Annotated in this window: 15 protein-coding genes and 1 pseudogene; 9 read left to right on the top strand and 7 right to left on the bottom strand. The window is 44.6% G+C overall.

Annotation, left to right across the window (positions count from 1 at the left end; genetic code table 11):
- Positions 1-59: 59 nt before the first annotated feature.
- The 5 genes and pseudogenes from DW183_RS07075 to DW183_RS07055 all read left to right on the top strand — a co-directional run bounded on the left by DW183_RS07075 (position 60) and on the right by DW183_RS07055 (position 5,808).
- Positions 60-929, top strand: coding sequence for a DegV family protein (locus DW183_RS07075; RefSeq protein ID WP_118281275.1), 870 nt, complete (start codon positions 60-62; stop codon positions 927-929).
- Positions 930-954: 25 nt separating this feature from the next.
- Complete coding sequence (locus tag DW183_RS07070; RefSeq protein WP_118281274.1) at positions 955-2,238, top strand: adenylosuccinate synthase; 1,284 nt, start codon at positions 955-957, stop codon at positions 2,236-2,238.
- Positions 2,239-2,410: 172 nt separating this feature from the next.
- Positions 2,411-3,118: pseudogene (locus DW183_RS07065) on the top strand (ABC transporter ATP-binding protein); the annotation flags it as partial.
- 5 nt (positions 3,119-3,123) lie between these two features.
- Positions 3,124-5,265, top strand: a complete 2,142-nt coding sequence (locus DW183_RS07060) for a Gldg family protein (RefSeq protein WP_118281272.1) — start codon at positions 3,124-3,126, stop codon at positions 5,263-5,265.
- Complete coding sequence (locus DW183_RS07055) at positions 5,266-5,808, top strand: DUF4340 domain-containing protein (protein ID WP_118281271.1); 543 nt, start codon at positions 5,266-5,268, stop codon at positions 5,806-5,808.
- Here the strand turns inward: DW183_RS07055 and DW183_RS07050 are convergent.
- Positions 5,805-6,023, bottom strand: a complete 219-nt coding sequence (locus tag DW183_RS07050) for a hypothetical protein (RefSeq protein ID WP_118281270.1) — start codon at positions 6,021-6,023, stop codon at positions 5,805-5,807. The two genes, DW183_RS07055 and DW183_RS07050, sit on opposite strands and share 4 nt — an antisense overlap.
- A gap of 176 nt (positions 6,024-6,199) precedes the next feature.
- Here DW183_RS07050 and DW183_RS07045 point away from each other — a divergent pair, with 176 nt between their 5' ends.
- Positions 6,200-6,709 (top strand): SEC-C metal-binding domain-containing protein, encoded by a 510-nt coding sequence (locus DW183_RS07045; RefSeq protein WP_118281375.1) that lies wholly within the window; start codon positions 6,200-6,202, stop codon positions 6,707-6,709.
- Between the two features lie 75 nt (positions 6,710-6,784).
- Here the strand turns inward: DW183_RS07045 and aroA are convergent, their stop codons facing one another.
- The 3 genes from aroA to aroF are packed head-to-tail and all read right to left on the bottom strand — an operon-like array spanning position 6,785 to position 10,208.
- Positions 6,785-8,062 (bottom strand): 3-phosphoshikimate 1-carboxyvinyltransferase, encoded by a 1,278-nt coding sequence (aroA, locus tag DW183_RS07040; protein WP_118281269.1) that lies wholly within the window; start codon positions 8,060-8,062, stop codon positions 6,785-6,787.
- An 18-nt stretch (positions 8,063-8,080) separates the two neighbouring features.
- On the bottom strand, positions 8,081-9,175 hold the full coding sequence (locus tag DW183_RS07035) for a prephenate dehydrogenase (protein ID WP_118281268.1): 1,095 nt from the start codon (positions 9,173-9,175) through the stop codon (positions 8,081-8,083).
- A 19-nt stretch (positions 9,176-9,194) separates the two neighbouring features.
- Positions 9,195-10,208 (bottom strand): 3-deoxy-7-phosphoheptulonate synthase, encoded by a 1,014-nt coding sequence (gene aroF, locus DW183_RS07030; protein ID WP_118281267.1) that lies wholly within the window; start codon positions 10,206-10,208, stop codon positions 9,195-9,197.
- Between the two features lie 133 nt (positions 10,209-10,341).
- Here aroF and DW183_RS07025 point away from each other — a divergent pair, with 133 nt between their 5' ends.
- Together DW183_RS07025 and leuS are read left to right on the top strand one after the other, a co-directional pair.
- Positions 10,342-11,571 (top strand): InlB B-repeat-containing protein, encoded by a 1,230-nt coding sequence (locus DW183_RS07025; RefSeq protein ID WP_118281266.1) that lies wholly within the window; start codon positions 10,342-10,344, stop codon positions 11,569-11,571.
- A gap of 257 nt (positions 11,572-11,828) precedes the next feature.
- Positions 11,829-14,246: a leucine--tRNA ligase gene (leuS, locus tag DW183_RS07020; RefSeq protein ID WP_118281265.1), complete on the top strand. Its 2,418-nt coding sequence runs from the start codon at positions 11,829-11,831 to the stop codon at positions 14,244-14,246.
- Positions 14,247-14,297: 51 nt separating this feature from the next.
- Here the strand turns inward: leuS and DW183_RS07015 are convergent, their stop codons facing one another.
- Together DW183_RS07015 and DW183_RS07010 are read right to left on the bottom strand one after the other, a co-directional pair.
- A complete protein-coding gene (locus tag DW183_RS07015) occupies positions 14,298-14,576 on the bottom strand; it encodes a hypothetical protein (protein WP_118281264.1) in 279 nt (92 codons plus the stop codon).
- Entirely contained in the window at positions 14,576-14,911 is a 336-nt protein-coding gene (locus DW183_RS07010; RefSeq protein WP_118281263.1) for a hypothetical protein, read from the bottom strand. Before DW183_RS07010 ends, DW183_RS07015 begins: the two co-directional genes overlap by 1 nt.
- A gap of 80 nt (positions 14,912-14,991) precedes the next feature.
- Between DW183_RS07010 and DW183_RS12440 the strand changes: the two genes are divergently transcribed.
- Complete coding sequence (locus DW183_RS12440) at positions 14,992-15,147, top strand: hypothetical protein (protein WP_158573034.1); 156 nt, start codon at positions 14,992-14,994, stop codon at positions 15,145-15,147.
- A gap of 49 nt (positions 15,148-15,196) precedes the next feature.
- Here the strand turns inward: DW183_RS12440 and DW183_RS07005 are convergent, their stop codons facing one another.
- The gene (locus DW183_RS07005) at positions 15,197-15,409 is read right to left on the bottom strand and encodes a chorion class high-cysteine HCB protein 13 (protein WP_118281262.1); all 213 of its coding nucleotides are present in this window, start codon (positions 15,407-15,409) and stop codon (positions 15,197-15,199) included.
- Positions 15,410-15,427: the final 18 nt, after the last annotated feature.

The raw sequence follows: 15,427 nt of genomic DNA, 5'->3' as shown, positions 1-15,427 counted from the left end.
ATGATAAACCATGTGTGTGAAGACATGCACAAGATGGATAAAAACGAAACGAGGACCATATGAGTAAAGTAGCGATTTTAACAGACAGTAACAGTGGAATCACACAGGAAGAAGCCAAGCAGGCAGGGATTTACGTCTTCCCGACACCGGTCTATATCAATGACGAGGTCTTTTATGAAGGCGTGGATCTTACGACAGACCAGTTCTTTGCAAGACAGGCAGAGGGGGCAGAGATCAAAACTTCCATGCCGGTCGTAGGTGATGTGATCGACAAGTGGGAAAGTCTGCTTGAGGAATATGATGAGGTCGTATATATTCCTTTGTCCAGCGGACTCAGCAGTTCCTGTGAGACAGCCATCATGTTGGCTGAGGATTACGATGGTAAGGTGCAGGTTGTCAACAATCAGCGTATTTCCGTTACCATGAAGTTATCCGTTTATGATGCCAAGAAACTTGCAGATGCAGGAAAGTCTGCCACAGAGATCAAAGAGATATTAGAGGCGATGAAGTTTGAGTCAACCATCTACATCATGGTAGATACGCTGGAGTATCTCAAAAAGGGTGGAAGGATCACACCGGCTGCTGCGGCTATTGGTTCTTTGCTTAAGATAAAACCGGTATTGCAGATCCGCGGAGAAAAGTTAGACAGTTTTGCTAAGGCGAGAACGGTCAAACAGGCAAAGCAGATCATGATGGATGCCATTGCCAAGGATATGGACGAAGTGCTCCATGATCCGACCGGCGAGAATACTATCATTGCTATGGCACATACCCAGAATGAGGAAGAGATCGCCAAGTTCAAGGCAGAAGTGGAAGAACGCTTCCCGGGACATGATATTTTTGTGGATCCTTTATCTTTGGTCGTATCCAGTCATATTGGACCGGGTGCACTTGCAGTGACTTGTACAAAGAAATTAACATCATTTTAATAAATTTTTTAGGAGGAACAAGAGCATGGTAAAAGCAGTTGTTGGTGCCAATTGGGGTGACGAAGGAAAAGGTAAGATCACAGATATGCTTGCGCAGAATGCAGATATCATTGTGAGATTTCAGGGAGGAGCGAATGCAGGACATACCATCGTCAATAATTATGGTAAGTTTGCCCTTCATACCTTGCCATCCGGCGTATTTTATGATCACACAACAAGCGTTATTGGTAATGGGGTAGCCTTAAACATTCCTGTCTTGTTTGACGAGATCAAGTCTATTACAGACAAAAATGTGCCAATGCCAAAGATCAAGGTATCAGATCGTGCACAGATCGTTATGCCGTATCATATTTTATTTGATCAGTATGAAGAGGAGCGTTTAGGAAAGGCTTCCTTCGGCTCTACCAAATCCGGCATTGCACCATTTTATTCTGATAAGTATGCAAAGGTTGGATATCAGGTCAGCGAACTCTTTGATGATGAACTTTTAAAGGAAAAGGTTGCACGTACCTGTGAGTCCAAGAATGTATTGTTAGAGCACCTTTATCACAAGCCACTCATTGACCCGGATGATTTGTTGGAGACTTTACATAGTTACCGCGATATGATCGCACCTTATGTCTGCGATGTTTCTTCTTATTTGTGGAATGCCTTAAAGGAAGGCAAGACTATTCTTTTGGAAGGTCAGCTTGGTACTTTAAAGGATCCGGATCATGGTATCTATCCGATGGTAACATCTTCCTCTACCTTGGCTGCTTACGGTGCCATTGGTGCAGGTATTCCGGCACAGTCTATCGAGCAGGTCGTTACCGTATGTAAGGCTTATTCTTCCGCAGTTGGAGCCGGTGCTTTTGTCAGCGAGATCTTTGGTGATGAAGCAGACGAACTCCGCAGACGCGGTGGTGATGGCGGTGAGTTTGGTGCCACAACAGGTCGTCCAAGACGTATGGGATGGTTTGACTGTGTTGCCAGCAAATACGGTTGCCGTATGCAGGGCACGACGGATGTAGCCTTTACCGTGCTTGATGTATTGGGCTATCTGGATGAGATCCCGGTATGTGTGGGCTATGAAATCGATGGTCAGGTTACGACCGACTTTCCGGTTACCCATTTACTGGAAAAGGCAAAACCTGTCTATAAGACACTTCCGGGCTGGAAATGTGATATCCGCGGTATCAGAAAGTATGAAGATCTTCCGGAAAACTGCCGTAACTACATTGAGTTTGTAGAAAAAGAGATCGGCTTCCCGATTACCATGATTTCAAATGGACCGGGAAGAGAAGATATTATTTACCGCGACGTAAAGTAATATGAGATAAGATAAAGGCAAGACGAAAGAGAGCACTTGGCGGAGGGCTCTCTTTTTTCGTGGTACGCCTTATCTCATTCACAGAATTGACACAATTCCAACACCTTATCAGCACATAGGTGAAATACAATAATCAATGTGTGATTTTGGAAAAATTAGGGAGGAAATTAATTTGATAGAAGTAGAAAATCTGGTAAAAAAATATGGCTCGCTCACGGCTGTAGATGATCTGAGCATGAAGATTGAACCGGGGCATATTTATGGCTTGCTTGGAAAGAATGGTGCAGGCAAGACAACGACAATGAATATGGTCACAGGTTATATCGGTGCGACATCCGGCAGTGTCAAAGTGTGTGGGCATGACATTTTCAAAGAGGCAGAGGCTGCCAAAAAGGAGATCGGCTATCTGCCGGAGATTCCGCCCCTTTATACGGATATGAGCGTATATGAATATCTGGACTTTTGTGCAGAGTTAAAAGGCATCGGTAAAAAAGAGCGCGACGAACATATCGTGGATGTCATGGAAAAAGCCGGCATCTCTGAGATGGAGCATCGCCTGATCCGCAATTTGTCAAAAGGTTACAAACAGCGTGTCGGATTGGCACAGGCAATCCTAGGCAACCCATCCATTATCATTTTGGATGAGCCTACCGTTGGTCTGGATCCGGTGCAGATGATCGAAATGCGTGATCTGATCAAGGAACTTGGCAAAGACCATACCGTGATCTTAAGTTCCCATATCTTATCCGAGGTCAGTGCCGTATGTGACTACATTTATATCATTGATCATGGAAAATTAGTGGCAGATTTTTCCATGGATGAAGAGAAAGCAGCATCCTTGGAAGAAATATTTATCGAACTGACAGGAAAGGAGGACAAAGAATAATGCTTGCAATTTTTAAACGAGAATTTAAATCCTTATTCTGGAACATTACCGGATGGCTGTTCATCGGTATTACCTTAGCACTGTTTGGACTCTATTTCTTTGTCTATAATCTGTCCTATGGTTATCCTTATATATCTTATTCTTTGTCAGCCATCGCCTTTTTATTTATGGTGACTGTGCCGATCCTTACCATGCGTGTTTTGGCAGAGGAAAAACATGCCAAGACCGACCAGTTGCTCTTGACGGCACCGATATCCGTAGGAAAGATCGTACTTGGCAAGTTTTTGGCGCTTGCCCTTGTCTATACGATCTGTATCGGCGTTATCTGTGTGTCACCTTTGGTACTTATGATCTTTGGAGATGTGCCGCTGGCAGAGACCTATGTGGGTATTTTAGGTTTCTGGCTCTATGGTCTGGCAACGATCGCCATCGGTACCTTTGTATCTTCACTCACAGAGAGCCAGGTCATTTCCGCTGTTGTATCCTTTGGCTTGATCTTTGTTGGCTATATGATGTCATCCATCTGCAGCGTGATCTCATCATCCGGTAATCTTTTGACCAAGATCTTAGGATGTTATGACCTTTATACGCCATTGGATGATTTCTTCAATGGAACCCTTTCTGTTACCGGTATCGTCTATTATCTTTCTGTGATCGCACTGGCACTCTTTTTGACAGAGCAGATGATCCAGAAGCGCAGATGGACGATCAGCCGCAACATGATCTCTACCTCCGTATTTAGTACCGGTATGATCGCTATTGTCGTGGCACTGACGGTGGTTGTCAATCTGATCGCATCCGCTTTGCCGGAGACTTATACGCAGATCGATGCAACATCCCAGAAACTTTATTCCATTACGGAAGACACGGAGAAGTATCTGGATACCTTAAAAGATGATGTGACACTTTATGTCATGGTAAATAAAAACAGCAAAGATGATAATGTAGACCGCACCTTGCAGAAATATGCATCTGCATCCAAGCATGTCAAGGTAAAATATGTGGATCCGAATGTCAGTCCGACTTTTGCATCCAAGTATACGGACAGTGATGTGACCAGTAATTCCATTATTGTTGTCTGTGGAGACCGCTCTAAGGTCATTGACTACAATTCCGATATTTATGAGTATTCTTATGACTCCAGTTACAATTATTCCGTGACAGGATATGATTGTGAGGGACAGGTGACAGCAGCCATCCAGTATGTGACATCCGAGTCTACGACTAATGTATATGAACTGACAGGGCATGATGAGTCAACGCTTTCCGGTGACTTTTCAGAAGTATTCCAGAAGCGTTTCATGAATGTAGGATCACTCAGCCTTTTGACCGTAGATGCGATCCCGGAGGATTGTCAGGCACTCTTTATCACAGCACCGCAGTCGGATCTGTCTGAGGATGATCTGAGCAAATTGAGCCAGTATCTGGGAAATGGCGGAAAGATCTATCTGTCGATCGATTATTCCAAGTGGAATGATCTGACAAACTTTAAGAAATTACTTTCTGATAATAGCATTGAGACAACTGAGAGTCTTTTGGCAGAGACAGATCGTTCTTATTATTATCAGAGTCCATTTTATCTTTTGCCAAATGTAGAAAATACGGAAGTGTCTTCTTCTGTGGCTGGTATGACACAGGTCTTTGTGCCTTACAGTGTGGGACTTACCTATACGGGAGAGGATGACAGCAATGTGACATCATTTATGACGACTTCAGACACTACGATTGCTAAAGCAGCGGCCAATATTGCTGCCGTTCAGTCACAGGCGGATGCGGCCAATATAGCGAGTGTTCAGGATGGCGATACCCAGGGACAATATAGTCTGGGCATGATGGTCACAAATGAAAATGGAGGCGAACTCTGTGTGCTTGGTTCAGCTATGATGTGTACAGATAGTGCCAATCAGATCGTATCCGGTCATAATGCAACGCTTTTCAATGGAATCGTAAATGCACTTGTGACAACAGATGATGGAAACAGTGATAATGCGGTAGTGATCGCAGCCAAGGATTATACTGTATCCAACCTGACAGTTTCAGCAAATGCCATGCTTGTCTATGGTATTCTTTGGGGCATCTTTATGCCGATCGCACTTATCATTATCGGTATCATTGTCTGGGCGAGAAGGAGAAAACGTTAGATGGATAAGCAAAAAAAGACCCTGCTCATTCTGGCAGTGCTATTGGGTGTAGCACTGCTGGGATTGCTGGGGGCTAAGAAATTGGCAGATAAAAAAGAGAAGGCAGATGCCATTGACTCTGCGGAGGAAAGTATTCAGGTATATTCTGTGGATGCAGATGATGTGACAAAGGTAGCCTATTATAACAATGGTGCGCAGGTGACACTGACGAAAACGGATGATCAGTGGCAGGATGCGGACGGTGTGATCTTAGATGATGACAAGGTCAAGACCATGTTATCTTATCTTACCACCATCAAAGCCAGTGATGTCATTGAGGACACAGACGATATCAGCCAGTATGGATTTTCGTCAGCCACCAATGAAGTGACCGTCACAACCAAAGATAGTGAGACGACCTTTACGATCGGTATGCAAAACGCCATCACCGATAAATATTATCTCATGGTAAATTATGATGAGAGCAAGGTCTATGTGATCGATTCTTCTATGTTGACGGCATGCGGCTATAGCACTTCCGACTTAATGCCGGATGAGTCTTAGTGCTCCTTTTTTTCGTCCTGATCTTTCTTTTTGTTCTGGATCATGATATTTAACAGCCATAGGGTAAATGGCACGAGAATGGTTGCCGCAATGGAGGCTGTCAGATAAGACATGGTCTTGGTATTGTCAAAGACGGCGGCAAAGATGGTGAGGACATACATGCCGACCAATAAGATAATGCCGATGATGGCAAGGATCTGTCGTAAACGTTGCATAAGGGTTCTCCTTCATAATTGATAAGGACATGATACCACATATAAAGGGATTGTGCTAGAGGACGGTGGAGAGAGCGCGAGCCGTCCTTGCCCTCTGGCAAAATTATGTTTTGCTTTTTTTTATGGTCTGTGGTATCGTATATGTGCTACAAAAGTGATAAAGGATGGAAAAAGATATGGCATTATTACAGGAATGGCAGAAAATCTCCTACAACCAGGAGCAGGATCGTGCCACATTACAGAGATTTTGGCAGAATTATTTCTTGATCGAGAAGGGTATCTATGAAAAATTACTGGACAATCCGGATGAAGAAGTTTCCGGCACCGTCAAGGAATTGGCTGATAAGTATGAGATCGACATTATGGCTATGACCGGATTTTTGGATGGTATCAATGACAGTCTGATCACACCGAACCCGATCGAGACCATGGAAGAGGATACCGTAGTTTCTCTGGCTTTCGATAAGGAGAAGTTATATGAGAATATGGTAGATGCTAAGGCTGACTGGCTCTATGAACTTCCACAGTGGAATGAAATCTTTGATGCAGACAAGAAAAAAACCTTGTATCGTGAGGCAAAGAATGCACACACGATCCGTAATACCGTTAAGGTTGGACGCAATGATCCTTGTCCATGTGGATCTGGTCGCAAGTACAAGCAGTGCTGCGGCAAGAAAAATAAATAAGAAATACAAAAAAGCCTCTGACTTAGGATGTAATGCATCTTAAGCCAGAGGTTTTTTTATGTGCGAAGGATCGATCTACGATGAGATCTTTTGTAAAGTGTCATAAAAGTTTGGATAGGAGATGACAACGCAATCCGGGTCATCAAAAGTTGTTACGCCATCCGCGGCAAGTCCGGCAATGGCAAAGGACATAGCAATGCGGTGATCTGCATAGGTCTTGATCTGAGTTCCATGCATGGATCGTCCGCCATGAATGATCATGCCGTCCTCTGTTCCGATGGCATCAGCCCCCATGGCATTGAGGTTTTCTACAACTGAGGTAACACGGTCAGACTCTTTGACACGGAGTTCTTTGGCATCCCGGATAATGGTATCGCCCTCTGCAAATGCAGCCATGACAGCAATGACCGGGATCTCGTCGATCAGCGTCGGGATCAGGTCTCCCTCAATGGTCGTACCGTGTAAAGAAGAAGAACGGACGATCAGATCACAGACCTCCTCACCGGATACCTTGCGTCTGTTTTCGTAAGTGATATCTGCACCCATCTGTTCGGCAACTTCTAGGATACCGTCGCGGGTAGGGTTACAGTTGACATTGTAGATCATAAGTTCTGCATTTGGAACGATAGAAGCGGCTGCAATAAAATAAGCAGCGGAAGAAATATCGCCCGGAATCTGAATCTTTTGTCCGACCAGGTGTGGATTGCCCTCAATGCTTGCAGTTCTTCCGGATGAGGTCACATTCGCACCAAAACCACTCAACATAAGTTCGGTGTGGTTACGGGATAAGACCGGCTCTGTGACAGAAGTCGTGCCATCGCAGTAAAGTCCAGCCAAAAGGATGGCGGATTTGACCTGGGCGGAAGCCACAGGAGAGTCATAGTGGATGGCATGCAGATCACCACCTTTGATCTCTAAAGGCGCGCAGTCATTGCCACGCAGGGAGGTGATTCTTGCCCCCATCATAGAAAGTGGCTTGATGATACGCTGCATAGGTCTTTTCTGGATGGATGCATCCCCATTTAAGGTAGAGGTAAAAGGGCAGCCGGATAGGATACCGCTGATCAGTCTTGTCGTGGTGCCGCTGTTGCCAACGTCCAAAATGTTCCTTGGCTCCGTCAGACCATGTAAGCCTTTTCCTTGGATCACGACGTGATCGGCATCCTGTTTAATGGCAATGCCCATTTTTTGAAAGCAGGCGATCGTGGAACGACAGTCTGCCCCATCCAAAAAGCCGGTCAGTTCGGTCGTGCCATCGGCAATGGCGCCGAACATGACACCGCGGTGGGATATGGATTTATCACCGGGAATGTGGATCTGACCTTTGATATGATTTGCTTTTTTGATTTCCATTTTCTTACCTCGGATAGTCTAGGATTCGTGAATCGTGTAATGCTTGCTGAGAACAAGTTCTGCTGCATCCATGGCAGCCTGATCGTATAACTCGATACGCAGGACACCTTTTTCAAATTCTCGGTTGTGCACAATACCAATATTCTTGATACTGATGCCGTTGGCTGCCAGTGTTGTCGCGATCGTGGCAATGGCACCGGCTTCATCTGCAAGATCCAGATAAAACTCGTAGGACGAAGGAAGTACCCCTTGTTTTTTGAGGGGAAGATCATCCCGGTAATCTTTTGCCGAAGAAAAGAGCCTTATCACAGCATCTTCCTTTTGGTCTGTGATAGATGTGATAAAGTCCTGCAGGCTTTTCTGGTAAAGGGCAGCAGCCTTTAAGATCTCATCCCGATTGGTGGCACAGATGTGCTGCCACATGACAGGAGAGGAGGATGCGATCCTTGTAATGTCGCGAAAACCGCCGGCGGCGATCGTCTTCATGGTCTCATCCGCAAAATCATTCTCTGCAACAAAATTGACTAAAGATGCTGCAATGACGTGAGGCAGATGACTGATGCAAGCCGTTGCAAAATCATGTTTCTCCGGGCTCATGATCAGTGTGAGCGCACCAAGAGAAGTGATAAAGGCAGAAAAGTCTGCCAGTCTTTCCCTAGAAAAATCATCTGTTACCGTAAGGATATAATAAGCATTTTCCAGAAGGTATGGACTGGAGTGGTCGTAACCGATGGCTTCTGAACCTGCCATTGGGTGACCGCCGATAAAGCGGGAGGTCAGTCCCAGATCAGCAACGGCTTTTGTGATATCCCCCTTGACGCTTCCTACATCTGTAATGATACAGTGAGCCGGCAGAATATTCGCCAGACGGGTGAGGTAATCGACATTGACCCTGACCGGACCGCATAAAAATAAAAGGTCACAATCCGCAAAAGCCTCCAAATCCAGCATAGTATCGTTTGTGATGATGCCATCGGCATAGGCAGCCTGTATGGTGCTTTCGCGTGAGGCGATCGCAATCATTTCCGTTTCTGGGTATTTTTCTTTGATAATCTTAGCGATGGATCCACCGATCAATCCCAGACCGATAAATCCGATTTTTGGGTATAACATAATGATTCTCCTTATGTAACTATAATGTCCGACCTGCAAGTGAAATATAAGGCTTTAAGCCTTCCATCACAGAAGCAAACTGGTCAAAATCAAGCGACTGCGGACCGTCGGACAGGGCATGTGCCGGATCATTGTGGACTTCGATCATAAGACCGTCAGCACCGCAGGCGATGGCTGCTTTTGCCAAAGGTTCTACGAAAGAGCGCACGCCGGTAGCATGGCTTGGATCGACGATGACCGGAAGGTGTGTGCGTTCCTTTAAGACGCAGACAGCAGACAAATCCAAGGTATTTCTGGTGGAAGTCTCATAGGTGCGGATACCGCGCTCGCATAAGGCTACCTTGGAACTGCCGGAAGACATGATATATTCTGCTGCATTTAACCATTCATCGATCGTAGCGCAAAGTCCCCGCTTTAGAAGTACCGGCATACCGGTTTTTCCGACTTCTTTTAAGAGTTCAAAGTTCTGCATATTGCGAGCACCAACCTGTAACATATCTACATATTTAAAAGCAGATGCTACGGCGTGAGCAGAAGTGACTTCACAGATGGTAGCCAGACCGGTCTCTTTGGATGCGGTCTGCATATAGCGGAGACCGTCTTCTTCCAAGCCCTGAAAAGAGTATGGGGAAGTACGTGGCTTGTAGGCACCGCCGCGCAAGATGGTCGCACCCTCTTTCTTTACGGCTCTGGCGATCGTAAGCAGTTGTTCTTCGGATTCCACGGCACAAGGACCGGACATGATCGTGATGTTGTCTGGACCGATTTTGGTGTCTTTGACGGCAAATTCGGTTGGCTGTGGATGAAACTTTTTGTTGGCAAGTTTGTAACTTTCCGTGACCGGGATCATCTTGTCGACGATCGGGTTGGACTCGATGGCAGTCAGGTCGATCTTGGTCTTATCACCGATCAGACCGATGATCGTGACTTCCTCGCCACGGGACAGGTGTGTATGTAATCCGGTGGCTTCGATATCTTTTATAAGGTGATGCAGGGCATCCTCAGGTGTTTGTGGTTTGACTACTAAGATCATAGTGCATTACTCCTTTTCATATTAAATACAGATTTTATCATAGTCACTTTTATTCTTAAAGTCAACACTTTAAAGCGTAAAAGTTTAAAGTACGAAAAATAATCAAATCCATAAAATTGGGAAGACTACTTTTATGAAAGTAAAAGAAACGTGTATTATTGCCTGTTTTGTGATCGCCTTGCTTGGCATGCGGCAGACATTAGAGGCAAAATGGGGATTGGAAGATGTCATAGAAAAAGGACAGATCCTTTATGAACTGGGCGGCGGGAGCAATTCTATCTTAAACCCGGAGTCTGTGACAGAAGATGAACTGCCTATCCTTTTAAAAAATCCAAAAAGAGAGGGATATCTCTTTGGCGGCTGGTATCTGGACGAAAATTGGGAAGAACGGATCTATCGCATAGAGGATACCGGGGGCAAACGGTTGTATGCCAAATGGAATCTTTGCATCGAACCCAACCGCAATGTGCAGGAATATCCTTACAAGGCAAAGGATGGCGATCTTTTGCTCAAAGACCTGACCTACAGTTTTTTATATGAACTGGAAACGCCGGGCAATCCCGGAACCCGGATCCAGGATCTTTTGCAGCAAAAGTATGCCTCAGAGTATCAGTGTCCGCAGGGGCTTTGCATCACACCGGACTATATCATCGTATCGTCTTATGCACTGGAAGAAGATAAACTGGGCGCCCTGACCTTGTATGACCGGACAAGTCATACCTATATCATGTCTTTTGGCATGGAGGCAGACAGCCATCTTGGCGGGATCGCTTATGACGGCAAGGCACTCTGGATCTGTCATTCCAATAGCAAAGAAGTGGAGCGGATCTCCTATGCCTTTATCAAAAAACTGGCGGGGGTGAGCCGGCAGAATTTTATCGACATCACTTCCTGCTTTGAACGTTATCCGGTCGACAATACACCGTCTGCCATTGCCTGTATGGATGGTCAGATCTATGTCGCAACCCATCATGTTTATACGCCCGGGATCCTGTGTGCTTATACTTATGATGGCAAAAGCCTTACAGCAGACAAAAAGTGTTTGCTGCCGCCCAAGGTGCAGGGAATCTGCCGGGATGAGGCTGGACGTGTTTTTTTAAGCCTGTCCTATGGGCGCAATCAGTCTTCCTATTTAAATATTTATTCCGACATGGACCATTTACAGAAAAATTTCTGGACGCCTTCTGCACGGGTGGAAATGCCGCCGGGATCGGAGGCGATCGCTGTGGAAAACGGGCTTTGCTATGTTTTGTTTGAGACGGCTTCCTATAAATATTTTGAGGGGAGCGACGGCAAGGGAACCTGCAAGTATCCGCTGGATAAAATCCTCCTGCTTTCCGAGGAGAGCATTTTTTATGATTGAAGCGTGTAAAAGCCAGTTTTATAAGCTCTGCTGCTGACAGATGAATAAGATTTCTTTATTGACAAATAGTAGTGATATGCTAAAATATATTACGAATTGCATTCGTGATATATGATATTGCTATCGTGAATGTACAAATGAAATCGACTAGGAAAGGTATCTGTATCATACGAAATAGAGTGGTACCACGGAGTAAGATACTTCGCCTCTAATTAGATGATTCTAGTTAGGGGCTTGTTTTTTAGGAGGAAAAGAAAATGTCAAAACCTTACAATCACAAAGTCGTTGAGAAGAAATGGCAGAAGGTCTGGGATGATGAGAAGGCTTTCGCCGCAACAGATGATTATTCAAAACCAAAATATTATGCATTGGTGGAGTTCCCATATCCATCCGGACAGGGACTTCATGTAGGACATCCGAGACCATATACCGCATTAGATATTGTGGCAAGAAAAAGAAGAATGCAGGGATACAATGTACTTTATCCGATGGGCTGGGATGCGTTCGGACTTCCAACCGAGAACTATGCCATCAAAAATAAAGTACATCCAAAGATCGTAACTGCAAACAATGTGGCACATTTTAAGGATCAGTTGCATTCCCTTGGATATTCTTTTGACTGGGACAGAGAGATCAACACAACAGATCCGAATTATTACAAATGGACACAGTGGATCTTCTTAAAATTATTCAAGGCCGGACTTGCATACAAGAAAGAGATGCCGATCAACTGGTGTACTTCCTGTAAAGTAGGTCTTGCAAACGAGGAAGTTGTCAACGGACGTTGTGAGAGATGTGGTTCTGAGGTTGTCCGCAAGGTAAAGAGCGAGTGGATGCTTAAGATTACAGAATACGCTGACAAATTGATCGAAGGCTTGAATGATGTCGACTACATTGAGCGTGTCAAAGTATCCCAGAGGAACTGGATCGGAAAATCAACCGGAGCAGAAGTTGATTTTTCTATCAAGGGAAAAGAAGACAAACTCCGCATTTATACAACAAGATGTGATACCTTATTCGGTGTCACTTACATGGTAGTATCTCCGGAGCACCCATATCTTGACAAATACAAGGCAGAGATCAAAAACTGGTCTGAGATCGAAGCATACCGTGAGGCTGCTTCCAAGAAATCCGATTTTGAGCGTGCAGAACTTGCAAAAGATAAGACAGGCGTTCAGATTGATGGTCTTGTTGCCGTAAATCCTGTCAATGGAAAAGAAGTGCCGATCTGGGTTTCTGATTATGTACTGATGAGTTATGGAACAGGAGCCATTATGGCGGTTCCGGCACATGATGAGAGAGACTGGGAATTTGCAAAGAAATTCAATCTTCCGATTATTCAGGTAGTCGCAAAAAATGGTGAGGCTGTTGATGTCAATGAGGCAGCATTTACAGATGTTGCAACAGGAGTTTTGATCAATTCCGATTTCTTAAACGGATTGGAAGTAAAAGATGCAAAAGAAAAGATGATCTCTTACTTAGAGGAAAAAGGAATCGGTACTGCAAAGACAAACTACAAATTACGTGACTGGGTGTTCTCACGCCAGCGTTACTGGGGCGAGCCGATCCCGATTGTAGAATGTGAGAAATGCGGTTATGTGCCGATTGATGAAAGCGAACTCCCATTGATGCTTCCGGAAGTAGAGAGTTATATGCCTACCGATAACGGAGAATCACCGCTTGCTGCCATGACAGACTGGGTAAATACCACCTGTCCATGTTGTGGAGGACCTGCAAAACGTGAGACAGATACCATGCCGCAGTGGGCAGGATCTTCATGGTATTTCCTAAGATACTGTGATCCGCATAATGATAAGGCACTTGCCAGTCCGGAGTCGTTAAAATACTGGCTTCCGGTTGACTGGTACAATGGCGGTATGGAGCATACGACCCTGCATTTGCTTTATTCAAGATTCTGGCATAAATTCCTCTATGACCAGAAGGTCGTTCCGACACCGGAACCATATCAGAAGAGAACATCCCACGGAATGATCCTCGGTGAGAATGGCGAAAAGATGTCTAAGTCAAGAGGAAACGTCGTAAATCCGGATGACATTGTAAGAGAGTACGGGGCTGATACCTTAAGAACTTATGAAATGTTTATCGGTGCCTTTGACTTGGCAGCATCCTGGTCAGAAGATGGCGTAAAAGGCTGCCGCCGTTTCTTAGAGCGTGTCTGGAAATTACAGGATATCATGACAGATGAGGAAGGTTATTCTGCGGATTTAGAGACAAAGATGCATCAGACCATCAAGAAGGTCAGCAATGACTTTGAAAACTTAAAATACAACACAGCAATTGCAGCAATGATGGCATTGATCAATGACTTCTATAAGAAGAATGCCGTTACCAAGGGCGAATATAAGACCCTGATCACCTTATTGAATCCGGTTGCACCTCATATTACAGAAGAGTTATGGCAGATCGTTGGTGGAGAGGGATACCTTTACCAGACGACATGGCCGGAATATGATGAAGCAAAGACCGTTGAGTCAACCGTTGAGATCGCAGTACAGATCAACGGAAAGACAAAAGGAACGATAACCATTGGTAAAGACGATGCAAAAGATGATGTTATTGCAAAAGCAAAAGAATCTATTGCAGATAAGTTGACCGGTAACATTGTAAAAGAGATCTATGTACCGGGACGCATTGTCAACATCGTAGCAAAATAAGAGCAAGATATACATAAGGACGACTCATGTGGGTCGTCCTTATTGTCTGTCTTAATGTGGGCGGAAAGTATGTACCAGTTGGATGATACGATCCGCCTTTTTTTGTTCTTCCGGTGACATGTTCTGCTTTAACATACCGATGAGCAGTGTCGTCTCAGCATCGGTAAAAGTCAGTCCCTTGGATCTTGCCTCCATTGCGGCACTGGATAACTGGCTTGCCAGTTCGTTGGCTGTCCCCGTGTGGGATCTGGCGGCAAAAGCCTGCAAAAACTGTTGCTTTTCTTTGGGAATGGATTGGAAGATCGGGTTGTTCAGAAAAGAAGGATCCATTAGTCGTTGCCTCCGTTAAATAGGATTTCGTAGGTGGATAACATCTGCATGGCGTTTAATACCTGATCGATCTGTCTTTTTTCATTGTCGTTACAATAGACCTTGATGGCATTTAAGATGTCAGATGTTGAATTCTTTTTTTCCATGGCACTGATCTGCATGGTATTTTCCGGATTTTCAAAATATTCCATCGTCTTTTGCATTTGCAGATAGGAGATCATCATGGAGATATTCTTTTGTGCCGTCGATCCCAGGTAAGGCAGGATCGTTTTTAATATGTTTATTTCCTTATTTTGTAAACGGTTGTCATAAAGAGAAAGAGATTCATTTTCCATAAGCGTTTTTTATTTACTATATGACGGATTTTAAAAGTTAGAATAAGATAATAAGAAAATACTTATAGGAAAACAGAAATATGAGACGATTGATCCTGCGTGGAAATGAATGTTTTGAAGTGGATGAGGAATGCCTGCGGAAAAAGAAAATGCAGGGAGAAGAATGTGTGCACTGTAAAAAGAACGAAAAAGGAAAAGACGATCGTTGGAATGCCAGGAAAAAGAGAGGAAGATAGCATAATAAAAAGGCGCCCTAAATAAGGACGCCTTTTTCGATGAAGGTTTTTAGAAGAAACTTCCGCAGCCGCCGCCATCGTTACAGCAGCAAAGAAGTAAGAGGATGATCCAGATGCTGTTTCCACATCCACATCCGTCATTTGAGAAAGATGATCCATTACCGCACAATGCTAAGATCAGGATGATCCAGATCAAAGAAGAGCAGCATCCGTTATTGTTGTCATTTCCACATCCACAATTTGTTGCTACAAGGTCACTCATAAGAAACCCTCCTAAATA

Origin of the sequence: Roseburia sp. AM16-25 (genome assembly GCF_003473825.1) — a bacterium.
Taxonomy (GTDB): domain Bacteria; phylum Bacillota; class Clostridia; order Lachnospirales; family Lachnospiraceae; genus Pararoseburia; species Pararoseburia lenta.
This window is presented reverse-complemented; position numbering and strand designations above follow the sequence as displayed.

Bases quoted from the DNA above. Each gene is read 5' to 3' on its own strand.
- DW183_RS07050 (WP_118281270.1), bottom strand. From the start codon at position 6,023: ATGCAACGTTTACGACAGATCCTTGCCATCATCGGCATTATCTTATTG.
- leuS (WP_118281265.1), top strand. From the start codon at position 11,829: ATGTCAAAACCTTACAATCACAAAGTCGTTGAGAAGAAATGGCAGAAG.
- DW183_RS07010 (WP_118281263.1), bottom strand. From the start codon at position 14,911: ATGGAAAATGAATCTCTTTCTCTTTATGACAACCGTTTACAAAATAAG.
- aroF (WP_118281267.1), bottom strand. From the start codon at position 10,208: ATGATCTTAGTAGTCAAACCACAAACACCTGAGGATGCCCTGCATCAC.
- DW183_RS07035 (WP_118281268.1), bottom strand. From the start codon at position 9,175: ATGTTATACCCAAAAATCGGATTTATCGGTCTGGGATTGATCGGTGGA.
- DW183_RS07055 (WP_118281271.1), top strand. From the start codon at position 5,266: ATGGATAAGCAAAAAAAGACCCTGCTCATTCTGGCAGTGCTATTGGGT.
- DW183_RS12440 (WP_158573034.1), top strand. From the start codon at position 14,992: ATGAGACGATTGATCCTGCGTGGAAATGAATGTTTTGAAGTGGATGAG.
- DW183_RS07005 (WP_118281262.1), bottom strand. From the start codon at position 15,409: ATGAGTGACCTTGTAGCAACAAATTGTGGATGTGGAAATGACAACAAT.
- DW183_RS07025 (WP_118281266.1), top strand. From the start codon at position 10,342: ATGAAAGTAAAAGAAACGTGTATTATTGCCTGTTTTGTGATCGCCTTG.
- DW183_RS07015 (WP_118281264.1), bottom strand. From the start codon at position 14,576: ATGGATCCTTCTTTTCTGAACAACCCGATCTTCCAATCCATTCCCAAA.
- DW183_RS07045 (WP_118281375.1), top strand. From the start codon at position 6,200: ATGGCATTATTACAGGAATGGCAGAAAATCTCCTACAACCAGGAGCAG.
- aroA (WP_118281269.1), bottom strand. From the start codon at position 8,062: ATGGAAATCAAAAAAGCAAATCATATCAAAGGTCAGATCCACATTCCC.
- DW183_RS07070 (WP_118281274.1), top strand. From the start codon at position 955: ATGGTAAAAGCAGTTGTTGGTGCCAATTGGGGTGACGAAGGAAAAGGT.
- DW183_RS07075 (WP_118281275.1), top strand. From the start codon at position 60: ATGAGTAAAGTAGCGATTTTAACAGACAGTAACAGTGGAATCACACAG.
- DW183_RS07060 (WP_118281272.1), top strand. From the start codon at position 3,124: ATGCTTGCAATTTTTAAACGAGAATTTAAATCCTTATTCTGGAACATT.